This window comes from Streptomyces sp. NPDC043996, assembly GCF_056435225.1.
This window is the reverse complement of sequence record NZ_JBWKEY010000014.1, coordinates 164,925-183,889: the sequence shown is the minus strand read 5'-3', so window position 1 is coordinate 183,889 and position 18,965 is coordinate 164,925. Positions and strand designations below refer to the sequence as shown.

16 protein-coding genes and 1 pseudogene are annotated in these 18,965 nt (G+C 72.7%); 3 read left to right on the top strand and 14 right to left on the bottom strand.

The window, feature by feature from the left end; all coding sequences use genetic code 11:
- Positions 1-303: 303 nt before the first annotated feature.
- The 3 genes from AC07A4_RS32065 to AC07A4_RS32055 all read right to left on the bottom strand — a co-directional run bounded on the left by AC07A4_RS32065 (position 304) and on the right by AC07A4_RS32055 (position 3,188).
- Positions 304-501: a hypothetical protein gene (locus AC07A4_RS32065; protein ID WP_478605437.1), complete on the bottom strand. Its 198-nt coding sequence runs from the start codon at positions 499-501 to the stop codon at positions 304-306.
- A gap of 278 nt (positions 502-779) precedes the next feature.
- Positions 780-2,402, bottom strand: a complete 1,623-nt coding sequence (locus AC07A4_RS32060; RefSeq protein ID WP_478605435.1) for a DUF7059 domain-containing protein — start codon at positions 2,400-2,402, stop codon at positions 780-782.
- A gap of 201 nt (positions 2,403-2,603) precedes the next feature.
- Positions 2,604-3,188, bottom strand: coding sequence for a TetR/AcrR family transcriptional regulator (locus tag AC07A4_RS32055; RefSeq protein ID WP_478605432.1), 585 nt, complete (start codon positions 3,186-3,188; stop codon positions 2,604-2,606).
- A 130-nt stretch (positions 3,189-3,318) separates the two neighbouring features.
- On the opposite strand from AC07A4_RS32055, the gene AC07A4_RS32050 reads away from it, so the two are divergent.
- Complete coding sequence (locus AC07A4_RS32050; protein WP_478605429.1) at positions 3,319-4,143, top strand: class I SAM-dependent methyltransferase; 825 nt, start codon at positions 3,319-3,321, stop codon at positions 4,141-4,143.
- A 127-nt stretch (positions 4,144-4,270) separates the two neighbouring features.
- On the opposite strand, the gene AC07A4_RS32045 is transcribed toward AC07A4_RS32050, so the two are convergent.
- The 4 genes from AC07A4_RS32045 to bldG all read right to left on the bottom strand — a co-directional run bounded on the left by AC07A4_RS32045 (position 4,271) and on the right by bldG (position 8,893).
- On the bottom strand, positions 4,271-4,855 hold the full coding sequence (locus tag AC07A4_RS32045) for a small secreted protein (protein WP_478605427.1): 585 nt from the start codon (positions 4,853-4,855) through the stop codon (positions 4,271-4,273).
- Positions 4,856-5,068: 213 nt separating this feature from the next.
- Positions 5,069-7,471: a sodium-translocating pyrophosphatase gene (locus AC07A4_RS32040; RefSeq protein ID WP_478605424.1), complete on the bottom strand. Its 2,403-nt coding sequence runs from the start codon at positions 7,469-7,471 to the stop codon at positions 5,069-5,071.
- Between the two features lie 539 nt (positions 7,472-8,010).
- A complete protein-coding gene (locus AC07A4_RS32035) occupies positions 8,011-8,433 on the bottom strand; it encodes an ATP-binding protein (RefSeq protein WP_478605421.1) in 423 nt (140 codons plus the stop codon).
- Between the two features lie 118 nt (positions 8,434-8,551).
- Positions 8,552-8,893, bottom strand: coding sequence for an anti-sigma factor antagonist BldG (bldG, locus tag AC07A4_RS32030; protein ID WP_030359667.1), 342 nt, complete (start codon positions 8,891-8,893; stop codon positions 8,552-8,554).
- 81 nt (positions 8,894-8,974) lie between these two features.
- Between bldG and AC07A4_RS32025 the strand changes: the two genes are divergently transcribed.
- Positions 8,975-11,428 (top strand): DEAD/DEAH box helicase, encoded by a 2,454-nt coding sequence (locus tag AC07A4_RS32025; protein WP_478605419.1) that lies wholly within the window; start codon positions 8,975-8,977, stop codon positions 11,426-11,428.
- A 375-nt stretch (positions 11,429-11,803) separates the two neighbouring features.
- On the opposite strand, the pseudogene AC07A4_RS32020 reads toward AC07A4_RS32025, so the two are convergent.
- The 7 genes and pseudogenes from AC07A4_RS32020 to ssd all read right to left on the bottom strand — a co-directional run.
- Positions 11,804-12,019 (bottom strand): annotated as a pseudogene (locus AC07A4_RS32020) (Rv3654c family TadE-like protein); the annotation flags it as partial.
- Between the two features lie 80 nt (positions 12,020-12,099).
- Positions 12,100-12,531, bottom strand: a complete 432-nt coding sequence (locus AC07A4_RS32015; protein WP_478605417.1) for a TadE family type IV pilus minor pilin — start codon at positions 12,529-12,531, stop codon at positions 12,100-12,102.
- Entirely contained in the window at positions 12,518-12,655 is a 138-nt protein-coding gene (locus AC07A4_RS32010) for a DUF4244 domain-containing protein (RefSeq protein ID WP_478605414.1), read from the bottom strand. Before AC07A4_RS32010 ends, AC07A4_RS32015 begins: the two co-directional genes overlap by 14 nt.
- A 330-nt stretch (positions 12,656-12,985) precedes the next feature.
- Positions 12,986-13,801, bottom strand: coding sequence for a type II secretion system F family protein (locus AC07A4_RS32005; RefSeq protein ID WP_478605412.1), 816 nt, complete (start codon positions 13,799-13,801; stop codon positions 12,986-12,988).
- Positions 13,801-14,694 (bottom strand): type II secretion system F family protein, encoded by an 894-nt coding sequence (locus tag AC07A4_RS32000; RefSeq protein ID WP_478605410.1) that lies wholly within the window; start codon positions 14,692-14,694, stop codon positions 13,801-13,803. Before AC07A4_RS32000 ends, AC07A4_RS32005 begins: the two co-directional genes overlap by 1 nt.
- Positions 14,691-15,869, bottom strand: a complete 1,179-nt coding sequence (locus tag AC07A4_RS31995; RefSeq protein ID WP_478605408.1) for a TadA family conjugal transfer-associated ATPase — start codon at positions 15,867-15,869, stop codon at positions 14,691-14,693. The genes AC07A4_RS32000 and AC07A4_RS31995 overlap by 4 nt, the downstream gene beginning before the upstream one ends.
- Complete coding sequence (gene ssd / locus AC07A4_RS31990) at positions 15,866-16,996, bottom strand: septum site-determining protein Ssd (protein ID WP_478605407.1); 1,131 nt, start codon at positions 16,994-16,996, stop codon at positions 15,866-15,868. Before ssd ends, AC07A4_RS31995 begins: the two co-directional genes overlap by 4 nt.
- A 523-nt stretch (positions 16,997-17,519) precedes the next feature.
- Between ssd and AC07A4_RS31985 the strand changes: the two genes are divergently transcribed.
- Positions 17,520-18,347: an HAD family hydrolase gene (locus AC07A4_RS31985; RefSeq protein WP_478605405.1), complete on the top strand. Its 828-nt coding sequence runs from the start codon at positions 17,520-17,522 to the stop codon at positions 18,345-18,347.
- Positions 18,348-18,965 lie beyond the last annotated feature (618 nt).

Here is an 18,965-nt window from a genome sequence, read left to right as displayed (position 1 = left end):
ATCCCGCCCCCGTGTCAAACGGGAAAAGCCCGCAACGGCCACTCGAACGGTAACCCGACTACCGCCATTCCTGCCGCCTGGGCTGGCCACTGGGCCCTGACCGGCCGCGATTCAAGCCCGTCCGGCGTTCGAGGACGCGGCCGATGGCCGATTCACGGGGTGCGAGGGGCGGGGTCCCTGGTGGGGGAAGGGGCGGGGCCTGGACGCCCCGCGACGGGCTCGGCGGCCGGTCTTACGGGCTCCGCGGTCGGGCTCACGCGCGCGTCGGCCGGGTTCACGCGCGCGTGAAGGACCACACCGGGCTCATGCGCGCGTGAAGGACCACACCGCCAGGGCCAGGGCGGCGAAGCCGGCCAAGGAGGTCAGCGTGGCGGCCGCGGTCTGGTGCACGCCGTGGGCCACGGGCGCCCGGTGGGCGACCCGGGCCCCGGTCCACAGCAGCAGTGCGGCCCCGAACAGCGCGAACACCGTCCCGGCGAAGATCGCTGGTCCGCTCTCCATGGCCTGGCCTCCCGTGCCGTCCCGGTCCACGGCCCCCTCTTGGGTGCCCCGGTTGCGGACGCTGGCACGCCCAGGCGGCGGAACCGCGAAGTCCGGGTGAACGGCGGGCGGCGAGGCGGGGCGGACAATGGCCGGTTCCCAACGCGGAAGGGCTGACTCCGGGTGGGTGGGGCCATGGGTCACGGGCAGCGATGGCCGGTCGTCACGTTACGTAGAAAGACCGCTCACCAGCCGTACGCGTCCCGGGCGCCATGGCGCCCTCGCGGCGTACCCCGGCCCTACTCGACCACCGGCTCCAGGAACCCCTGCTCCACCAGGAGCCGGATCTGGGCCGGGGTGCGGTCGCGAAGACCCACCGGGTCCTCGCCCATGAGCTGGGCGATGGCGTCGAGGATGCGCCCGGCGCTGAGCGAGCCGTCGCACACGCCCGCGAAGCCCGCGCCCACCGTGTCCACGCGGGTCGCCCGGCGCATGCCCCGGTTCTGGCGCAGCACCACGTGCTCGGGGTCCTCGGCGCCCGGCAGGCCGACCTGCTCCTGTACGACCTCACCGGCGAGCCTGAAGTGGTCGGCGAGCAGCGCCGCGTCGTCGCGCGTCCGCAGGTAGTCCTGGCGGGCGAAGTGAGACCGGACCGTCTCGCCGAGCGGCTGTTCGACGGGGTGCGGCCACTCCTCGATCGTCACGGACGGCTCGGCGGCCCCGGACTTGCGCAGGGTGATCCAGCCGAAGCCGACGCCCTTGGTCCCGCGGGCCTCGAACTCGTCGAGCCACGCGTCGTAGCGCGCCGCGTACTCGGCCGGGTCCATGCGGTGGTCCCCGGCGTCGCGCAGCCACAGCTCCGCGTACTGCGTGATGTCCTGCACCTCGCGCTGCACGATCCACGCGTCACAGCCTCGCGGCACCCAGGAGCGGACCCGATCCGTCCACTCCTCGCCGTCCACGTGCTGCCAGTTGGCGAGAAACTGCGCGTACCCCCCTTCATTCAGCCTGGCCCCCGCCTGCTGAACGATCGAGCGGCACAGATCGTCCCCGCCCATGCCGCCGTCCCGATACGTGAGCCGGGCGCCCGGGGAGATCACGAACGGCGGGTTCGACACGATCAGGTCGTACGTCTCGCCGTCCACCGGCTCGTACAGCGAGCCCTCGCGCAGGTCCACCTCCGGCGCCCCGGAGAGCGCGAGCGTGAGCCGCGCGAAGTGCAGGGCGCGCGGGTTCAGGTCGGTCCCGGTGACCCGGGTCGCGTGCTGGGCGGCGTGCAGGGCCTGGATGCCGGAGCCGGTGCCCACGTCCAGGGCGCTGGCCACCGGCGTGCGCACGGTGATCCCGGCGAGCGTCGTGGAGGCACCGCCGACGCCGAGCACCACGCCTTCGTCGCGGCTGCCGATGCCACCGGCCCCGCCGACCGCGCACCCGAGGTCGGAGACGATGAACCAGTCCTCGCCGTCGGGCCCTCCGTACGGCCGTACGTCGACGGTCGCCCGCAGTCCGCCCGCCCCGTCCGCGTCCTTGTCCTCCACGAGCCAACCGCTCTCCAGGAGAAGACCGACCGGCAGAACGCCCTCCACGCGCGCGTGCGGCACGGAACGCTGGAGCAGGAAGAGCCGTACGAGTGTCTCCAGGGCGCCATCGCCCCGTGTGGCCCGCAGCGCGGGCACGGTCTCGCTGCGCGCGAGGGCGGCGTACGCGGACGCCCCCAGGAGTTCGAGCAGCCCGTCCGCGGTGAAGTCGGCCCCCAGGAGGGCCTCCCTCAACCGGGCGGAAACCGCGGAGACCGCTGGGACATCAAAGGCACCGGAGGCGTCGAAAGCGCCGGAACGGTCGGACAAAGGCAGGCCATCACTCACGCCCACATTGTGACCCGTGGCGGCGGGCTCCGCTGTCGGCCGGGGGGACGGAGCCATTGGCGGGGGGGCGGAGCCGTTGGCCGGATCAGAGAGCGCGGCCGGAGAGCGCCGCGCACAGACACGGACAAGCAGACTCGGACAACGGGCACGGACAACGGGCACGGACAACAGGCGCAGACAACAGGCGCAGACGGCAGGTACAGGCAACAGGCACAGACAACAGGCACAGGTAAGCCCCATGCTCCTGGACAACGGTCCTTACGCCACGCCCCCGATGACCGTCGCCACGACCTTCTCCACTGCTCCGGCCTCCGGCGGGGTGCCCTTGCGGTCGGCGAACAGCAGGTGTCCGGCGCCGATCAGCGTGGGGGCGAGCGTCTCGACGTCGGCGCCGGGCGCGACGCGGCCGAGGTCCCGCTCGGCGGTGAGATACGCGGCGATCATCGCGGTGGCCTCCGCGAGCACCGGCACCCCGGTCGGCCGGGCCGCGCGCAGCCGGGCCCTGAGCTCGTCCCGGGAGGTGACGAGGCCGACGATGGCCACGGCGACCGACCCGAAAAGCTCCGTGAGGGCGCCGCTGAGGTTGCCGGCCACGGTGCCGCTCCCTGCGGCCTCGCGCAGGACGGCGGCCTGACGGTCGATCCGGGCGACGCGGTCGAGGACGAGCTCGGCGAGGAAGGCGTCGAAGTCGGCGAAGTGCCGGTGCAGGACGCCCTTCGCGCAGTCCGCCTCCGTGGTGACCGCCCTGCTGGTCAGCGCGCTCGGCCCGGCCCGCAGCAGGACCCGCTCGGCGGCATCGAAGAGTTGCTCGCGCACGTCGCGGATGGCTACTCCTGTCGGCACAGCACGGCTCCTCTCCGCACGCCGGGCGGACTCACGACGAGCGAATTCACGATGGGCGGACTCACGACCGGCGGACTCACGACCGGCGCGACGATTGACGAGTGGGCATGTGCCCACCCATAGTGGGCACATGCCCACTATACCGTCGTGGCAGCCCTCTTCCCCTGAACGCGAACCACATCAACACCACGCGCTGGCCACGTCGTTCGGCGCGGACGCCGAGCGCTACGACCGCGCCCGGCCCCGCTATCCGCAGGCCTTGGTGGACCGGATCGTCGCCGCGAGCCCCGGCCCTTCGTTCCTGGATGTCGGTACGGGTACCGGCATCGCCGCCCGTCAGTTCCAGGCGGCCGGGTGCGAGGTGCTCGGCGTGGAGGTCGACGCGCGGATGGCCGCCTGGGCGCGACAGCGCGGCCTGCGCGTCGAGGTGGCGGCGTTCGAGGCCTGGGACCCGGCGGGCCGGGCCTTCGACGCGGTCGTCTCCGGGCAGACCTGGCACTGGGTGGACCCGGTCGCGGGCGCGGCCAGGGCCGCGCGGGCGCTGCGGCCGGGCGGCCGCCTCACGGCGTTCTGGAACGCGGGGAGCCCTCCGGGCGAGCTGGCCGGGGCCTTCGCCGCGATCTACCACCGGCTGCTGCCCGGCTCCCTGGCCGCCCGCCAGTGGACGGCGTCCCCCACGGACCCGTACGCGGACCTCGGCGCCAAGGCGGCCGACGGCATGCGGCGCACGGACCTGTTCGGCGCCCCCGAAGAGTGGCGGTTCGACTGGGAACGCCCCTACACGCGCGACGAGTGGCTGGATCAGCTGCCCACGACCGGCGGCCACACCCAGCTCCCGCCCGACCGCCTTGCGGCGGTCCTCAGGGAGGTCGGGGCCGCCGTGGACGCGGCGGGAGGCGGCTTCACGATGCGCTACACGACGGTGGCGGTCGGCGCGGTGCGGATCGGGGCGTAGCGAAGGCCCGGCACACGCGGAAGGGGCGCCCCGCGTCGGAGGGGCACCCCTAGGGCCGAGCGTCGGCGGACGTACCGTCAGGACGCCTTTGGCGGACGTACGTCAGCCGACCGTCGGAGACGGTACGTCAGGACGCCGACGGTGAGCTTCCGGCCTTGCAGCCGTCCTGCTTCCGCATCGCCTTGCCGACCTCACCGGACTCCAGCCGCTTCTGCGCGGTGTTCTCGCTCTTGCTGAGCTTGCCCAGCTCCTCGGCGACCTTCGCGAGGTCGTCCGCGAAGGCCGACTGGTCCTTGGTGTTGAGCTTGTCGGTCCGCGCCTTCAGGTCCGCGTACGACTTGGCGAGGCCGTCCAGCTCCTTGGTGGCGTCGGTCAGCTTCTTCTCACCGTCGTCGACCGGCGGGGCGCCCGCCTTCTTCAGGGCGGCGCTGCGCTCCTTGTAGGCGTCGGAGATGTCCTGGAACGCCTGCGAGTCGGTCTTCTTGACCTCTTCCGGCGAGCTGTTGTCCGCGGTCTGCTTCTTGATCGCGGCATTGGCGTCGGCGATCTTCTTGGACTGCGGCTGGACCGCCGTGTCACAGACCTTCTCGGCCCAGTCGTCCAGCTTCTTGTTGCCGTCGTCACTGCTGCATCCCGACAGCGCCAGTACCAGTACCGCACCGCCGGACAGCGCGGCCGCGAGCTTCTTGTTCACCGGATTGGTCCCTTCCATGGCTCTCGGCCCCGGAACTTACACGCCACCCGGGCGGCGACCGCATGCCAGGGGCCCGTTACCCCCCTATTGCAGCCATTTGCACCAAGGCGAGCGGGCCGAGAGAAGGCTCACGCGGCCCGCGGCGGCCCGCGGACGCGCCACGGGCGGACGGCGCCTCAAAAGGCGCCGCCCGCCCGCGTGTTGGAACGGACCAAGACGGTAAGGACCGGGCTACGAGACGATCGCCGGGTCCACCGACTTCGCCACCTGGCCCGCGTTGCCCTCGTCCCCGACGGCGATCCCGCGCCGCTTGGAGACGTACACCGCGCCGACGATGACCGCGATGGAAAGGGCCGCGATCAGCACGCGCATCGCGACGCTCTTGTCCTCCCCGTAGCTGAACTTGACGACCGCGGGCGCGATGAGCAGCGCCACCAGGTTCATCACCTTCAGGAGCGGGTTGATCGCCGGGCCCGCGGTGTCCTTGAACGGGTCGCCGACCGTGTCGCCGATCACCGTCGCGGAGTGGGCCTCGCTGCCCTTGCCGCCGTGGTGACCGTCCTCGACGAGCTTCTTCGCGTTGTCCCACGCGCCACCGGAGTTGGCGAGGAACACCGCCATCAGCGTGCCTGTGCCGATCGCGCCAGCGAGGAACGCGCCGAGCGCGCCGACGCCGAACGTGAACCCGACCGCGATCGGCGTGAGCACGGCGATCAGTCCGGGCGTGGCCAGCTCGCGCAGCGCGTCCTTGGTGCAGATGTCGACGACGCGCCCGTACTCCGGCTGCTCGGTGTAGTCCATGATCCCGGGACGCTCGCGGAACTGCCGCCGCACCTCGTAGACCACGGCCCCCGCCGACCGCGACACCGCGTTGATCGCGAGCCCCGAGAAGAGGAAGACGACCGCGGCGCCGAGGATCAGGCCCACCAGGTTGTTCGGCTGTGAGATGTCCATCACCAGGTTCATCGGCGCGCCGTCACCGAGTTTCTGGCCGACGTCGTCGGCGGCCTCGGCGATCGCGTCGCGGTACGAGCCGAACAGCGCCGAGGCCGCGAGGACGGCCGTGGCGATGGCGATGCCCTTGGTGATGGCCTTGGTGGTGTTGCCGACGGCGTCCAGGTCGGTGAGCACCTGCGCGCCCGCGCCCTGGACATCGCCGGACATCTCGGCGATGCCCTGCGCGTTGTCGGAGACCGGACCGAAGGTGTCCATGGCGACGATGACGCCGACGGTGGTGAGCAGGCCGGTACCGGCGAGCGCCACCGCGAACAGGGCGAGCATGATCGAGGCGCCGCCGAGCAGGAACGCCCCGTACACGCCGAGCCCGATCAACAGCGCGGTGTAGACGGCCGATTCGAGCCCGATGGAGATGCCGGCGAGGATGACGGTGGCCGGCCCCGTGAGCGAGGTCTTGCCGATGTCCTTGACCGGGCGCCGGTTGGTCTCGGTGAAGTAGCCGGTGAGCTGCTGGATCAGGGCGGCCAGGACGATGCCGATGGCCACGGCCACCACCGCGAGGATCCGCGGGTCGCCGTCCTTCGCCAGGATCGCCGCGTCCTCGACGCCCTTCAAGTCGGCGTACGACGACGGCAGGTACACGAAGACCGCCACCGCGACGAGCGCGAGCGAGATGAACGCCGAGATGAAGAAGCCGCGGTTGATGGCGGTCATGCCGCTGCGGTCGGAGCGCCGGGGCGCCACGGCGAAGATGCCGATCATCGCGGTGACCACACCGATCGCCGGGACGATCAGCGGGAAGGCGAGGCCGGAGTCTCCGAACGCGGCCTTGCCGAGGATCAGCGCGGCGACGAGCGTGACGGCGTACGACTCGAAGAGGTCCGCGGCCATCCCCGCGCAGTCGCCGACGTTGTCGCCCACGTTGTCGGCGATGGTCGCGGCATTGCGCGGATCGTCCTCCGGAATGCCCTGTTCGACCTTGCCGACCAGGTCGGCGCCGACGTCGGCGGCCTTGGTGAAGATGCCGCCTCCGACACGCATGAACATCGCGATCAGCGCGGCCCCGAGGCCGAAGCCCTCCAGGACCTTCGGCGCGTCGGCCGCGTACACGAGCACCACACAGGAGGCGCCGAGCAGACCGAGCCCCACCGTGAACATGCCGACGACGCCGCCCGTACGGAAAGCGATCTTCATGGCTTTGTGCGATACGGCGGTGAGATCCTTTTCCGGTTCGCCTTCCGCCGGTGTCGCTTCCCTGGCCGCGGCGGCCACGCGGACATTGCTGCGCACGGCGAGCCACATACCGATATAGCCGGTGGTGGCCGAGAACGCCGCGCCGATCAGGAAGAACACCGACCGGCCGATGCGCTGATTCCAGTCGTCCGCGGGGAGCAGCATGAGCAGGAAGAACACCACGACGGCGAAAACGCCGAGGGTCCGCAACTGCCGCCACAGATAGGCATTCGCGCCTTCCTGTACCGCTGCCGCGATCTTCTTCATGCTGTCGGTGCCCTCGCCGGCCGCGAGCACCTGGCGCACGAGCACCCAGGCGACCGCCAGCGCCGCGATCGCGACGGCCGCGATGACCATCACGATGAGCCGGTTGTCGTCGGTCAGTACCGGACCCGCGAGGATTGAGGGGTGGTCAAACTGATGAGGGGTAGAAAGCCCCGCCATTCGTCCTCCTTGACGCTTGGGCTGAGCTCAAGATGTGGACGGATTGTAGGGAGCCGGACCTGATCAAAACAGAGCGCCGTCAACGGAATTGGCGCACAGGTGCGGGTACACAAAAGATCGCGCGAGATGATTGACCCCGAAAGCGGTAATGCCCCAAAAGCATTGACGCCGCCCGCTGACTTGATCGACGATCACCGTCATCCATCGCCCCACCAGTCACACAAACAAAAAATCTGCTCACGCATACGGCGAACAGATATGTGTGGCAGATATATGCAATGAATATGGCGACGGTCAGGAAAGCCCCGGCGTCCAGCGACGAGCAAGCCCCGCGACGGCGGACGGATCAAGCCTGTCCGGCGTTGCGACGGCAGGCAGATCAAGCTCGTCCGGCGTTGCGACGGCGGTCAGAACAAGCCCGTCCGGCGCTTGAGGACGAGCGCGCAGCGCGAAACGGGGGCGGCGCGGTGGCCACGGGCCCGGCTGAGACACCGGGGGCCACACAAGGGGCCTGCTGAGGGCGCCCCCGCCAGAAGCCGTTAGGGGGTCGTCGGCCAGCTCATCCGGATCAGGCCCCCGCTCTCGTTCGCGGTGACCTCCACGTCGTCCACGAGGCCGCTGATGACCGCGAGGCCCATCTCGTCCTCGCCCTCGGCCTCCGGGTCCTCGCCCGCGCCGGGACGCCCGCCGGACGCGTCCGCGGGCACGACCCGCGGCGCCTCGTCGCCGACCTCGATGGAGAACTGCTTCTCCTCTTCGACCAGCGCCACCCGCACGGGCTGTGTGATGCCGGCGGCCTGATGCAGACCCACAGCCCGGGTGCAGGCCTCGCCGACCGCGAGCCTGACCTCGTCGAGGACGGCCTCGTCCACCCCTGCCCGTCGCGCCACCGCGGCCGCCACCAGTCGGGCGGTCCTGACGTGCTCGGGCAGCGCGCTGAAGCGGAGTTCAACGGTGGCCATGCGTCCCCCTCGGACATACACGCGTGCTGTCGGAGGGCCGGGCCGACGGCCCGGCCCTCCGCCGTACTGCCACTCCGGGCCTCGCCCGGAGCCCCGGGCGAGGCCCGGGACATCCGGCTCAGTCGGTGGCCGCGACCGCTTCCTCGACCGAGGTGTGGATCGGGAACACCTTGGTCAGGCCGGTGATGCGGAAGATCTTGAGAATGCGCTCCTGGTTGCACACCAGGCGCAGCGAGCCCTCATGGGCCCGCACGCGCTTCAAGCCACCGACCAGCACGCCGAGTCCGGTGGAGTCGAGGAAGTCCACGCGCTCCATGTCGACGACGAGATGGAAGCTGCCGTCGTTCACCAACTCGACCAACTGCTCGCGCAGCTTGGGCGCGGTATAAACATCGATTTCGCCACCGACCTCGACGACCGTACGATCGCCGACGGTACGGGTCGACAGAGACAGGTCCACGGATCCTCCAGCACCTTGCTATCGAGCGGTCGCCCCTCGGGACACCTCGGCCCACGCCCCCGGGACGGATCGCCAGCCGCGATGGCATTCAATCACTTACGGGCAGGCGTGCACGACGCCTTAGGACCATTGTCCATCCCCGCAGTGACACACTCGATGCCGATGGCCAACTTTTCCCCTTCCGGAGGACCCTCGGCGGACACCCCGGCCCGCGTCTCCCCGCGGACGGTCCTTGACCGGCTGACCACGGGGCCGAGCCGAGCTGCGCGCGTCACTCATACGGAGCACCTGCCCCCCAGGGCGGCCCGCTATGCCGTCTGGCCCGATCGCATCCGCTCCGAGGTCATCGCCGTCGTCCAGAAGGCCGGAATCGATCACCCCTGGGCCCACCAGGCACGCGCCGCCGAACACGCGCTGGACGGCGAGTCCGTCGTCGTCGCCACCGGCACCGCGTCCGGCAAGTCCTTGGCATATCTCACACCGGTGCTCTCCACCCTCCTGGACGGCGCCGAAGCCCCCAACGGCCGCGGCACCACCGCCTTGTACCTGGCCCCCACCAAGGCCCTCGCCGCCGACCAGCGCCGCGCCGTGCGCGCCCTGGCCGAGCCCCTCGGCAACGCCGTCCGGCCCGCCGTGTACGACGGCGACACCCCCGTCGAGGAGCGCGAGTGGGTGCGCCAGTACGCCAACTACGTGCTGACCAACCCCGACATGCTGCACCGCGGAATCCTTCCCTCCCACCCCCGCTGGTCCTCCTTCCTGCGCGCGCTGCGCTACGTCGTCATCGACGAGTGCCACACCTACCGCGGCGTCTTCGGCTCGCACGTCGCCCAAGTCCTCCGCCGTCTGCGGCGCTTGTGCGCCCGCTACGGCTCCGACCCCGTCTTCCTCCTCGCCTCCGCGACGGCCGCCGACCCCTCGGTCGCCGCGCGGCGCCTCACCGGGCTGCCCGTCACCGAGGTGTCGGACGACGCCTCGCCCCGGGGCGAGGTCGTCTTCGCCCTCTGGGAGCCGCCGCTCACCGAACTCCACGGCGAGAAGGGCGCCCCGGTCCGCCGCACCGCCACCGCAGAGACGGCCGACCTGCTCACCGACCTGACCATCCAGGGCGTCCGCTCCGTCGCCTTCGTACGCTCCCGGCGCGGCGCCGAGCTGATCTCCGTGATCGCCCAGGAACGCCTCAGCGAGGTCGACCGCTCCCTGGCCCGCCGCGTCGCCGCCTACCGCGGCGGCTATCTCCCCGAGGAGCGCCGCGCCCTGGAGCAGGCCCTGCACTCCGGGGAACTCCTCGGCCTCGCCGCCACCACCGCGCTCGAACTCGGCGTGGACGTGTCCGGTCTGGACGCCGTCCTCATCGCGGGCTATCCGGGGACCCGCGCCTCGCTGTGGCAGCAGGCGGGCCGCGCCGGGCGCTCCGCCCAGGGCGCCCTGGCGGTCCTTGTGGCCCGCGACGACCCGCTGGACACGTATCTCGTCCACCACCCCGACGCGTTGTTCCAGCAGCCCGTCGAGTCGACCGTCCTCGACCCCGACAACCCGTACGTCCTCGCGCCCCATCTGTGCGCGGCCGCCGCGGAGCTCCCGCTCACCGAGGACGACTTGCCGCTGTTCGGCCCGGCCGCCGAGGAGCTGCTGCCGCAGCTGGAGGCCGCGAAGCTGCTGCGCCGCCGCACGACGGCCTGGCACTGGACCCGCCGCGAGCGCGCCGCCGACCTCACGGACATCCGCGGCGAGGGCGGCCGTCCCGTGCAGGTCGTCGAGGAGGGCACCGGGCGGCTGCTCGGCACCGTCGACGCCTCCGCCGCGCACACGACCGTGCACGAAGGCGCCGTCCACCTCCACCAGGGCCGCACGTATCTCGTCCGGCGCCTTGACCTCGAGGACTCCGTCGCGCTCGTCGAGGAGGCCGTCCCGCCGTACTCGACGACCGCCCGCGACACCACCGCCATCTCCGTCCTGGAGACGGACACCGAGATTCCCTGGGGTCCCGGCCGTCTCTGCTACGGCTCCGTCGAGGTCACCAACCAGGTCGTCTCCTTCCTGCGCCGCAAGCTCATCACGGGCGAGGTCCTCGGCGAGACCAAGCTGGACCTGCCGCCGCGCACCCTGCGCACGCGCGCGGTGTGGTGGACGGTCACCGAGGACCAGCTCGACGCCGCCCGGATCAACCCGGAGATACTCGGCGGCGCCCTGCACGCCGCCGAACACGCCTCCATCGGCATGCTGCCGCTGTTCGCCACGTGCGACCGCTGGGACATCGGCGGTGTCTCCGTGCCGCTGCATCCGGACACGCTGCTGCCTACGGTCTTCGTGTACGACGGTCACCCCGGCGGCGCCGGGTTCGCCGAGCGCGCCTTCCACACCGCCCGTGACTGGCTCACCGCCACCCGTGAGGCCATCGCCTCCTGCGAGTGCGAGGCCGGGTGCCCCTCCTGCATCCAGTCCCCCAAGTGCGGCAACGGCAACGAGCCCCTGCACAAGCGCGGTGCGGTGCGCCTGCTCACCACGCTCCTCAAGGACGCCCCCACGGGCTGACCCCGAGGCGGCGGGGGCGCTGACCGACGCTGGCTTCGCCGGATTCAGCGCCCCGCCCTGGCTGACGCGATCGCCGTCACCGTCACCATCACCATCACCGTCACCGTCACCGTCACCGTCGCCGTCGCCGTCGCCCGCGAAGTCTGAGGGCGTGGATCCCATCGGTTCGGAAGGCACCGCCGGAACCGACGGCCACACCTGCGCCGCAGGCCCCGTAGGTCCCATGGACCCCCTGGGTGTTGCAGACCCCTCAAACCCCTCAGACCCCGCAGGACCCACAGACCCTGTAGAACCCACAGACCCCGCAGGACCCGCAGGCCCCGCCCGTGCCCTGACCTCCACCGCGAACGGCCCGAACTCCGCCGTCGCCGTGACATCCGACACCTCGCCCCGCAGCGCACACCGCACGACGCGCGTGCCCTGTGCGAGGGCCACCCGCCGGGCGTCCGCGCACGCCTGCCGCGCTCCGTCCGTCCAGTGGTCCGCCGCCGCGAGCGCCGCCAGGTCAGCCGCGCCGCCCGCCTTGTGCCGGGCCACCACCACCTGCCCCACCGCCAGGACGGCGCCGGTGATCGCGCACAGCACGGCCATGACGACGGCGGCCCACACCGTGGCGGCACCCCGGTCCGCGCCCGGCCCGCCGCCCCGTCTCACTGGCCCCCAGGCCCGCCTCACCGGCCCGCCCCCACCGTGTCCTCGGCCAGCGCCACGGCCTCCGCGCGCAGCCGCACGCCGAGCCCCAGCGCTCTTGGTCCCGGTGCCGGGGCTGCCACCTCGACCCGCACCAGATCCCCGTCCCGGCGCACCACCACGCGCGCGCCCTTCGGTGCCGCCTGCCGGGCCGCCGCCACCGCCGTGCCCGTCGGGTCCTGGCGAGCCATCGCCCGGGCCCCGGCCCGGGCCGCGTCCACGCACTGGATCTGCGCGGACGCGGCCAGCAGGGCCCACACGAGCGCCATGGTGAACAGCACCAGGGTCGGCAGCACGACGGCCGCCTCCGCCGTGACGAACCCGGCGTCCCGGGGCGGGCCGCACCCCTTCGCGCGGCCCGCGCCAGCAGTACCGCCCCTTACCCGGGCAGCGCTCCCGTCAGAACGGCACATGGAGCGCCCTCTCCACCAGCGCCTGCAGCTCCGCGCGGACCGGCCCGCTCGTCACCACTTTGTAGAGCAGACCTGCGAAACCCACCGCTGCGATGAGCCCCATCGCGTATTCGGAGGTCGCCATGCCTACGTCATTGGCACCCTCGCGCAGTCGGCACATCCGCCGCGCCGACCACCCCCTCATCCACTCCTGGCCTTGGCTCTGGCTCTGGCCTTGGGCCTGCCCTCGCCCTAGACCGTGTCCTCGTCCTCGCATGACAACCCCCATGAGATGTCCGTTCGTTACCTATGTCCGTCGTTGGCTGCGGCCGCTGCCTCCCTACCTGCGGCCGCCTTCTCTCGCCCCATGGCCGCCCTGTCCCGGCGGCCGTACGACATTTCGCCCCTCCGAGCCCCTGTGCAGAGCCCCCGTGCAGGGCCCTTGCGTGGAGCCCCTCGCCCCAAGGCGCCGCCCTCAGCGGCTAGCCAGCAGTCCGCCCGCGAGGCCCATGACCACTGGCAGCACTCCGATGACGAGGAACGCGGGCAGGAAGCACAGCCCCACCGGCGCCGTCATCGCCACCGCCGCCCTGCGGGCCCGGGCTGTCGCCTCGCGGCCACGCTCGGCCCGGCAGTCCGCCGCGAGGCGCGCTACCGGTCCTGCCGCCGGTGCCCCTGACTCACCGGCCCGCTCCAGGAGGCGGGCCAGCGCCCCCGCACCCGCTATGCCACCCAGCTGCCGCCAGGCGTCCGCCGGTTCACCACCGAGCCGCACCTGGGCCGCGCCCCATGCGAGGCGGTCGCCGACCGGGCCCCGCAAGGACTCCCCGACCGCCTGCGCCGCCGCGACCGGTCCGGCGCCCGCCGCCACACACGCCGCCACGAGGTCCGCCGCCAGCGGGAGTTGACGGGCGGCCTCCGCCGCGTCGAACTCCTCCGCCCGTCCGTCGTTCCGGCGTATCCGCGCCACGGCCCACCCAAGGCCCGCGCCGACCACGAGCCCCGTCACCCCGCCCACCAGCACCCACCCGGCCGCCACCGCTCCGGCCACGGCCAGGCCACGGCTCACCGCTGTCCGCCGTCCAGGCGCCGGGCCACTCCAACGGGAGCGCCATGCGAGGTTCCTGCACCACCACCGCCCTGGCCGACCGTCCGCGCTCAGCAGCGCCAAAGCCCGGCGTCCCACCGCTCGTTCACGCCGTGACACGATCACCGTGAGCATCAGCCACAGCGCGGCCGCCGCTACCCACACCGTCACCCCCAGCCTGTGGATAACCTCGGCTTCAGTCATCACCCCTCCGCCCTTCGCACGATCCGCAGCGCCCACCAGGCGCCCGCTCCTTCGAGGAGCCCGCCCACCAGCAGGCAGCCCCATCCCGGCCCGGTGTGCAGCAGCACCCGCAGCGGTGCGGCACCGAGCGCGGCGCCCATCAGCAGGCCGAGGGCGGGCAGTCCGGCGAGCAGGACCGCCGTGGAGCGGGCGCCCGCCAATTGGGCGCGCAGGTCCGACCGCTGGTCGCGCTCCGCCCTCAGGGCGCCCTCCAGGCGCTCGAGGCCCGCCGCGAGCCCGGCTCCCCGGTCGACGGCGACCCGCCAGCAGGCCGCGAGCCCCAACAGCCCTTCGGCGCCCGGCTCCCGCGCCGCGTCGCGCAGCGCCCCGGGGACGTCCCCGCCGAACCGCGCCGCCGCGAGCACCCCCGGCCACGCCCCGCCGAGCCGCTCTTCAGGGGCTCCACCGGCTGCCCCGGGATCGGCTGGAGCGTCCAGGCCCTCCGTGGCCGTCCGCAGTGCCTCCCCCGGCTGCCGCCCCGCACGCACCTCGCCCGCGAGCGCCCCGCACAGAGCGATCACCGCGTCCGCCCGCAGCACCCGGGCCCGGCGGGCGGCCCTGGCCGCGCGCACCCGCCGCGCCAGTGGCATGCCGACCGCACCCGCCAAGAGCGGCGCCACCGATTCCCCAACAAACGCGACGGCCAACCCGGCGACAGGGAGCCACACTTCACGGCCCACCCGAGTCCGCGCCCGGGCGGCCGCCCGCCGCCACCGGCGCCCCCTGGCCCGTGGATCGCCCGCCGCGCACACCGACCTCGCCCGTTTGCGCACCCGGCCCCGCGTCCGCCCGCCGAGAAGCCACACCGAGCCGCCCGCGCACAGCGCCGCACCGCACGCCGCCACCGCGCTCATGTCTCCTCCCCCCGGTCGTCCCGGCTTCCGAGCAGCGCGCTCAGCCGCCGCCAACCGCGCTCGTGGACGAAGCCGCGCTCGCCCCACCGCAGCGCGGGCACCGTCGCCACCAACCCAGAGGCCTCCCGCTCAAGGACGTGCACCTCTGCGATGCGGCGCCGGCCGCCCCGGTCCCGCACGAGGTGGATCACCACCGACAGCGCCGCCGCCAGCTGGCTGTGCAGCGCCGCCCGGTCGAGCCCGGCGGCCGTGCCCAGGGCCTCCAGGCGGGCGGGGACGTCCGCCGCGGCGTTCGCGTGCACCGTGCCGCAGCCGCCCTCGTGGCCCGTGTTCAGCGCGGCCAGCAGGTGCACCACCTCCGCGCCCCGCACCTCTCCCACGACGAGGCGGTCCGGCCGCATCCGCAGGGCCTGGCGCACGAGATCGTCGAGGCCGACGGCGCCCGCGCCCTCCTGGTTCGCGGGCCGGGACTCCAGGCGCACCACGTGCGGATGCTCGGGGCGCAGCTCCGCGGAGTCCTCGGCCAGGACGATCCGCTCCCCCGGGCCGACCAGGCCCAACAGGGTGCTCAGGAGCGTCGTCTTGCCGCTGCCCGTGCCGCCGCTGATCACATACGACAGGCGGGCCTCCAGGAGGGCTCGCAGGACGGACTCACCACCGGGCGGCACCGTGCCCGCCGCGGTCAGCTCCGCGAGGGTGAAGGCCCGGGGCCGCACGACCCGCAGCGACAGACATGCCGAGCCCACGGCGACCGGCGGGAGGACCGCATGCAAGCGGGTGCCGTCCGGAAGGCGGGCGTCCACCCAGGGCCGCGCGTCATCCAGGCGCCGTCCCGCGACGGCCGCGAGACGCTGGGCGAGCCGCCGCACGGCCGTCGCGTCCGCGAACGTCACGTCCGTCAGCTCCAGGCCGCCGCCGCGGTCCCGCCACACCCGGTCCGGCGCGGACACCAGCACGTCCGTCACCGACGGGTCCGCCAGGAGCGGCTCCAGCGGGCCCGCGCCCACGAGCTCGGAGCGCAACTGCTCTGCGGCACCGAGGACTTCAGCGTCCCCCAGGACGCCTGCCTGCGCCCGCAGTGCTTCGGCGACGCGGGCCGGGGTCGGCTCCGTGCCGTTCGCGGCGAGCCACTGCCGCACGCCGTCCAGCATCCGCGCGCCCACGACCGCGTTCATACGCGCCCTCCGCTGGCATCGACCGGAAGTCGCTGCCAGAAGGCCGCGCAGAACCGGGAGAGCGGCCCGCGCGCGAGGCCGCCGGGCGGCCGCCCGCCGTCCTGGGCCGCCGTGAGGCCGTGCTCCCAGGGCAGCTCGCCGACGAGCGGCAGACCTAGCAGCCGCGCGATCTCGTCCGCGTCGAGGCCATCGCCGCCCTCGAGCACTCCAGGGCCCGACCGCCCGGCGGCGGCCACGACCCGCAGATCCCTGAGCACCATGCCCGCGGCCGAGGCCACCCGGCGCGCCCCGGCCACGGCGCGCAGCTCACGGGGCACCACCAGCAGACCGACGTCCAGCTGGGCCAGCGCTTCCCCCACCGTCTCGTCCACACGGCGCGGCAGGTCCACGACGACCACGCCGCCGCGCCTGCGGGCGGCGGCCAGGACGGCCCGCATGGCACCTGGGGCGACGGCCACCGTGTCGCCCCGGTCCCAGCTCAGGACCCGCAGGTCGTGCAGCTCGGGCAGGGACTCCTCCAGGGCGCCGCCGCCGACCCGGCCGCGCGACTGGGCGAAGGCGGGCCAGCGGAGCCCTTCCGCCGCCTCGCCGCCGAGCAGGACGTCGAGCCCGCCGCCCAGTGGGTCCGCGTCGATGAGCATCGTGCGCCGCTGGCGCGCGGAGGTGACGGCCAGCGCGCACGCCAGCGTGGACGCCCCCGCGCCGCCGCGGCCGCCGATGACTCCGACGGTGAGCGCGGGCCGCCCCACGCCCTCGGCGACGTCCGCGATGCGGTCCACCAGCCACTGCTCGCCGTCCGGCAGGACGAGGACCTGCTCGGCGCCGATCTCCACCGCCCGCCGCCACACGTCCGAGTCGTCCTGATCCCGCCCAACCAGAACGACCCCTCGCCGCCGCTCGGCCCCGCGCACCCGTGTCACCGCGTCGTCCCCGACCAGGACCAGCGGGGCCGACTCCCAGCCGCCCCCGCGCTCGGGCACCCCGTGGTGCACCTCGGGCCGCGCGCCCGCCGCGGCGCACAGCCGCAGCAGGTCATCCAGCAGGTCCGCGTCCTCGGTGACGATCAGTGGTGCGGCGGGCCGCCCCTCGGACGGCGGCGACACATCGCCCGTAATGACTCCGGCCACGATCTCCAGCCCCCTCTCGCTGCAAGTCCTCGAATGCGCACGTGTGCGCATCCCGATCCGCGCTCGCGAAGGCCCGCCAGTGCAATCCGGCCATGAACTTCACGAGCGGAATCAGCGTGCTGCGATCCCGGAAATCGTGTGGATCTTGGTCAATAACTGTGGAGAAGACGGGGGCTGTGAATATCTCCGTCACCCATACCGGTGACGACCCGAACGACTTCCACAGCGCAGCCCCATGACTACGCACAGTGATGAATCTTGGGCAAGGCTCAGCGGCGCCTCATCGGCCGTCGAGGCGGTCCGACGATCGCGCGAGCGCGGAGAAGCGGAATGAAAACCCACCCGGACATGCGACGACCCCCGCCGGGGGGGAGAGCGGGGGTCGTCCCCTCGGTCCGACTCGGGGGGGGAGGAGCCAGACCGGGTTAGCACGGTCGCGAACGATCCGTGACTTCCATGGTGTACCCGAGAGCCTTCTCAGGCAAACCCACGCGCCTCAGCTTACGCCGAATGGTGGGCGCCTATGCTCGGGCTCGTGGAAAACCACTCCTTGCCTCGCACAGCCGCCTTCTTTGACCTGGACAAGACGGTCATTGCGAAGTCGAGCACCCTCACCTTCAGCAAGTCGTTCTACCAAGGCGGTCTGATCAACCGCAGAGCGGTACTGCGTACCGCATATGCCCAGTTCGTGTTCCTCGCCGGCGGCGCCGACCACGACCAGATGGAGCGCATGCGCGAGTACCTGTCCGCGCTGTGCCGGGGGTGGAACGTGCAGCAGGTCAAGGAGATCGTCGCCGAGACCCTGCACGACCTGATCGACCCGATCATCTACGACGAGGCGGCCTCCCTCATCGAGGAGCACCACACGGCGGGCCGGGACGTCGTGATCGTCTCCACCTCGGGCGCCGAGGTCGTCGAGCCGATCGGCGAACTGCTCGGCGCGGACCGGGTGGTGGCCACGCGGATGGTCGTCGGCGAGGACGGCTGCTTCACCGGCGAGGTGGAGTACTACGCGTACGGCCCGACCAAAGCGGAGGCGATCAAGGAGCTGGCCGAGTCGGAGGGCTACGACCTGGAGCGCTGCTACGCCTACAGCGACTCGGCCACCGACGTGCCGATGCTCGAGTCCGTCGGGCACCCCCACGCGGTCAACCCGGACCGGGCCCTGCGCCGCGAGGCCCTCGCGCGCGAGTGGCCGATCCTGGACTTCCACCGGCCCGTGCGGCTCAAGCAGCGGCTGCCCGCGCCGCCGCGCCCCGCGCTCGTCGCCGCTGCCGCCGTGGGCGCCGCGGCCGCCACCGCGGGCCTGGTCTGGTTCGCCAGCCGCCGCCGCGCCGCAGCCGCGGGCTGACCGGCGCCGGAGGGGCCTGATACCCGCCCCCAGAAGAGGCGCGACAGGCACGCGCGCGTGACGCGTGACCGGGCCCCGCACAGACGGGGTGAGCACACTCCGCGCGGACGGTGCGATCGCACCCCGCGCGGACGGTTCCGACGTGCCCCAAGGGGCGACCGGAAACGTACGCCCGATTCATCCTTGTTTGAACCTAAAAGTAAAGAAGTGCGGCCAGGGCTTCCGCTCGCCCCAGGACAGGAGTACAAAGGAGTCAACGGCCCGCGAGACCAAGGACATCCGAGAGGATTACCTTTAACCGCACGAGTTGGCCCCACGGACCGAAGCATGGCCATCGAGCACCCACGCGACGTCGACCCGTCGATTACGGGCCAGCCGCACCAGGTGACGGGCAAGGTTCCCGACCTGATGGGCAACATATCGAGGACGCTTGGTAACCCGGTGAACATGCCAGCGGCGGTACGAACACTCGTACCGCCGCAACCCTGTTCAGGGCCTTTCACACCACCGGGACGCCCCGAAGGCACACGGCCCGGCCCTGCGACTCGCCTCGAAGGCACACGGCCCCGCCCAGCGAGCCGCCCCGAAGGCACACGACTCCGCCCTAAAGGCCGCCCC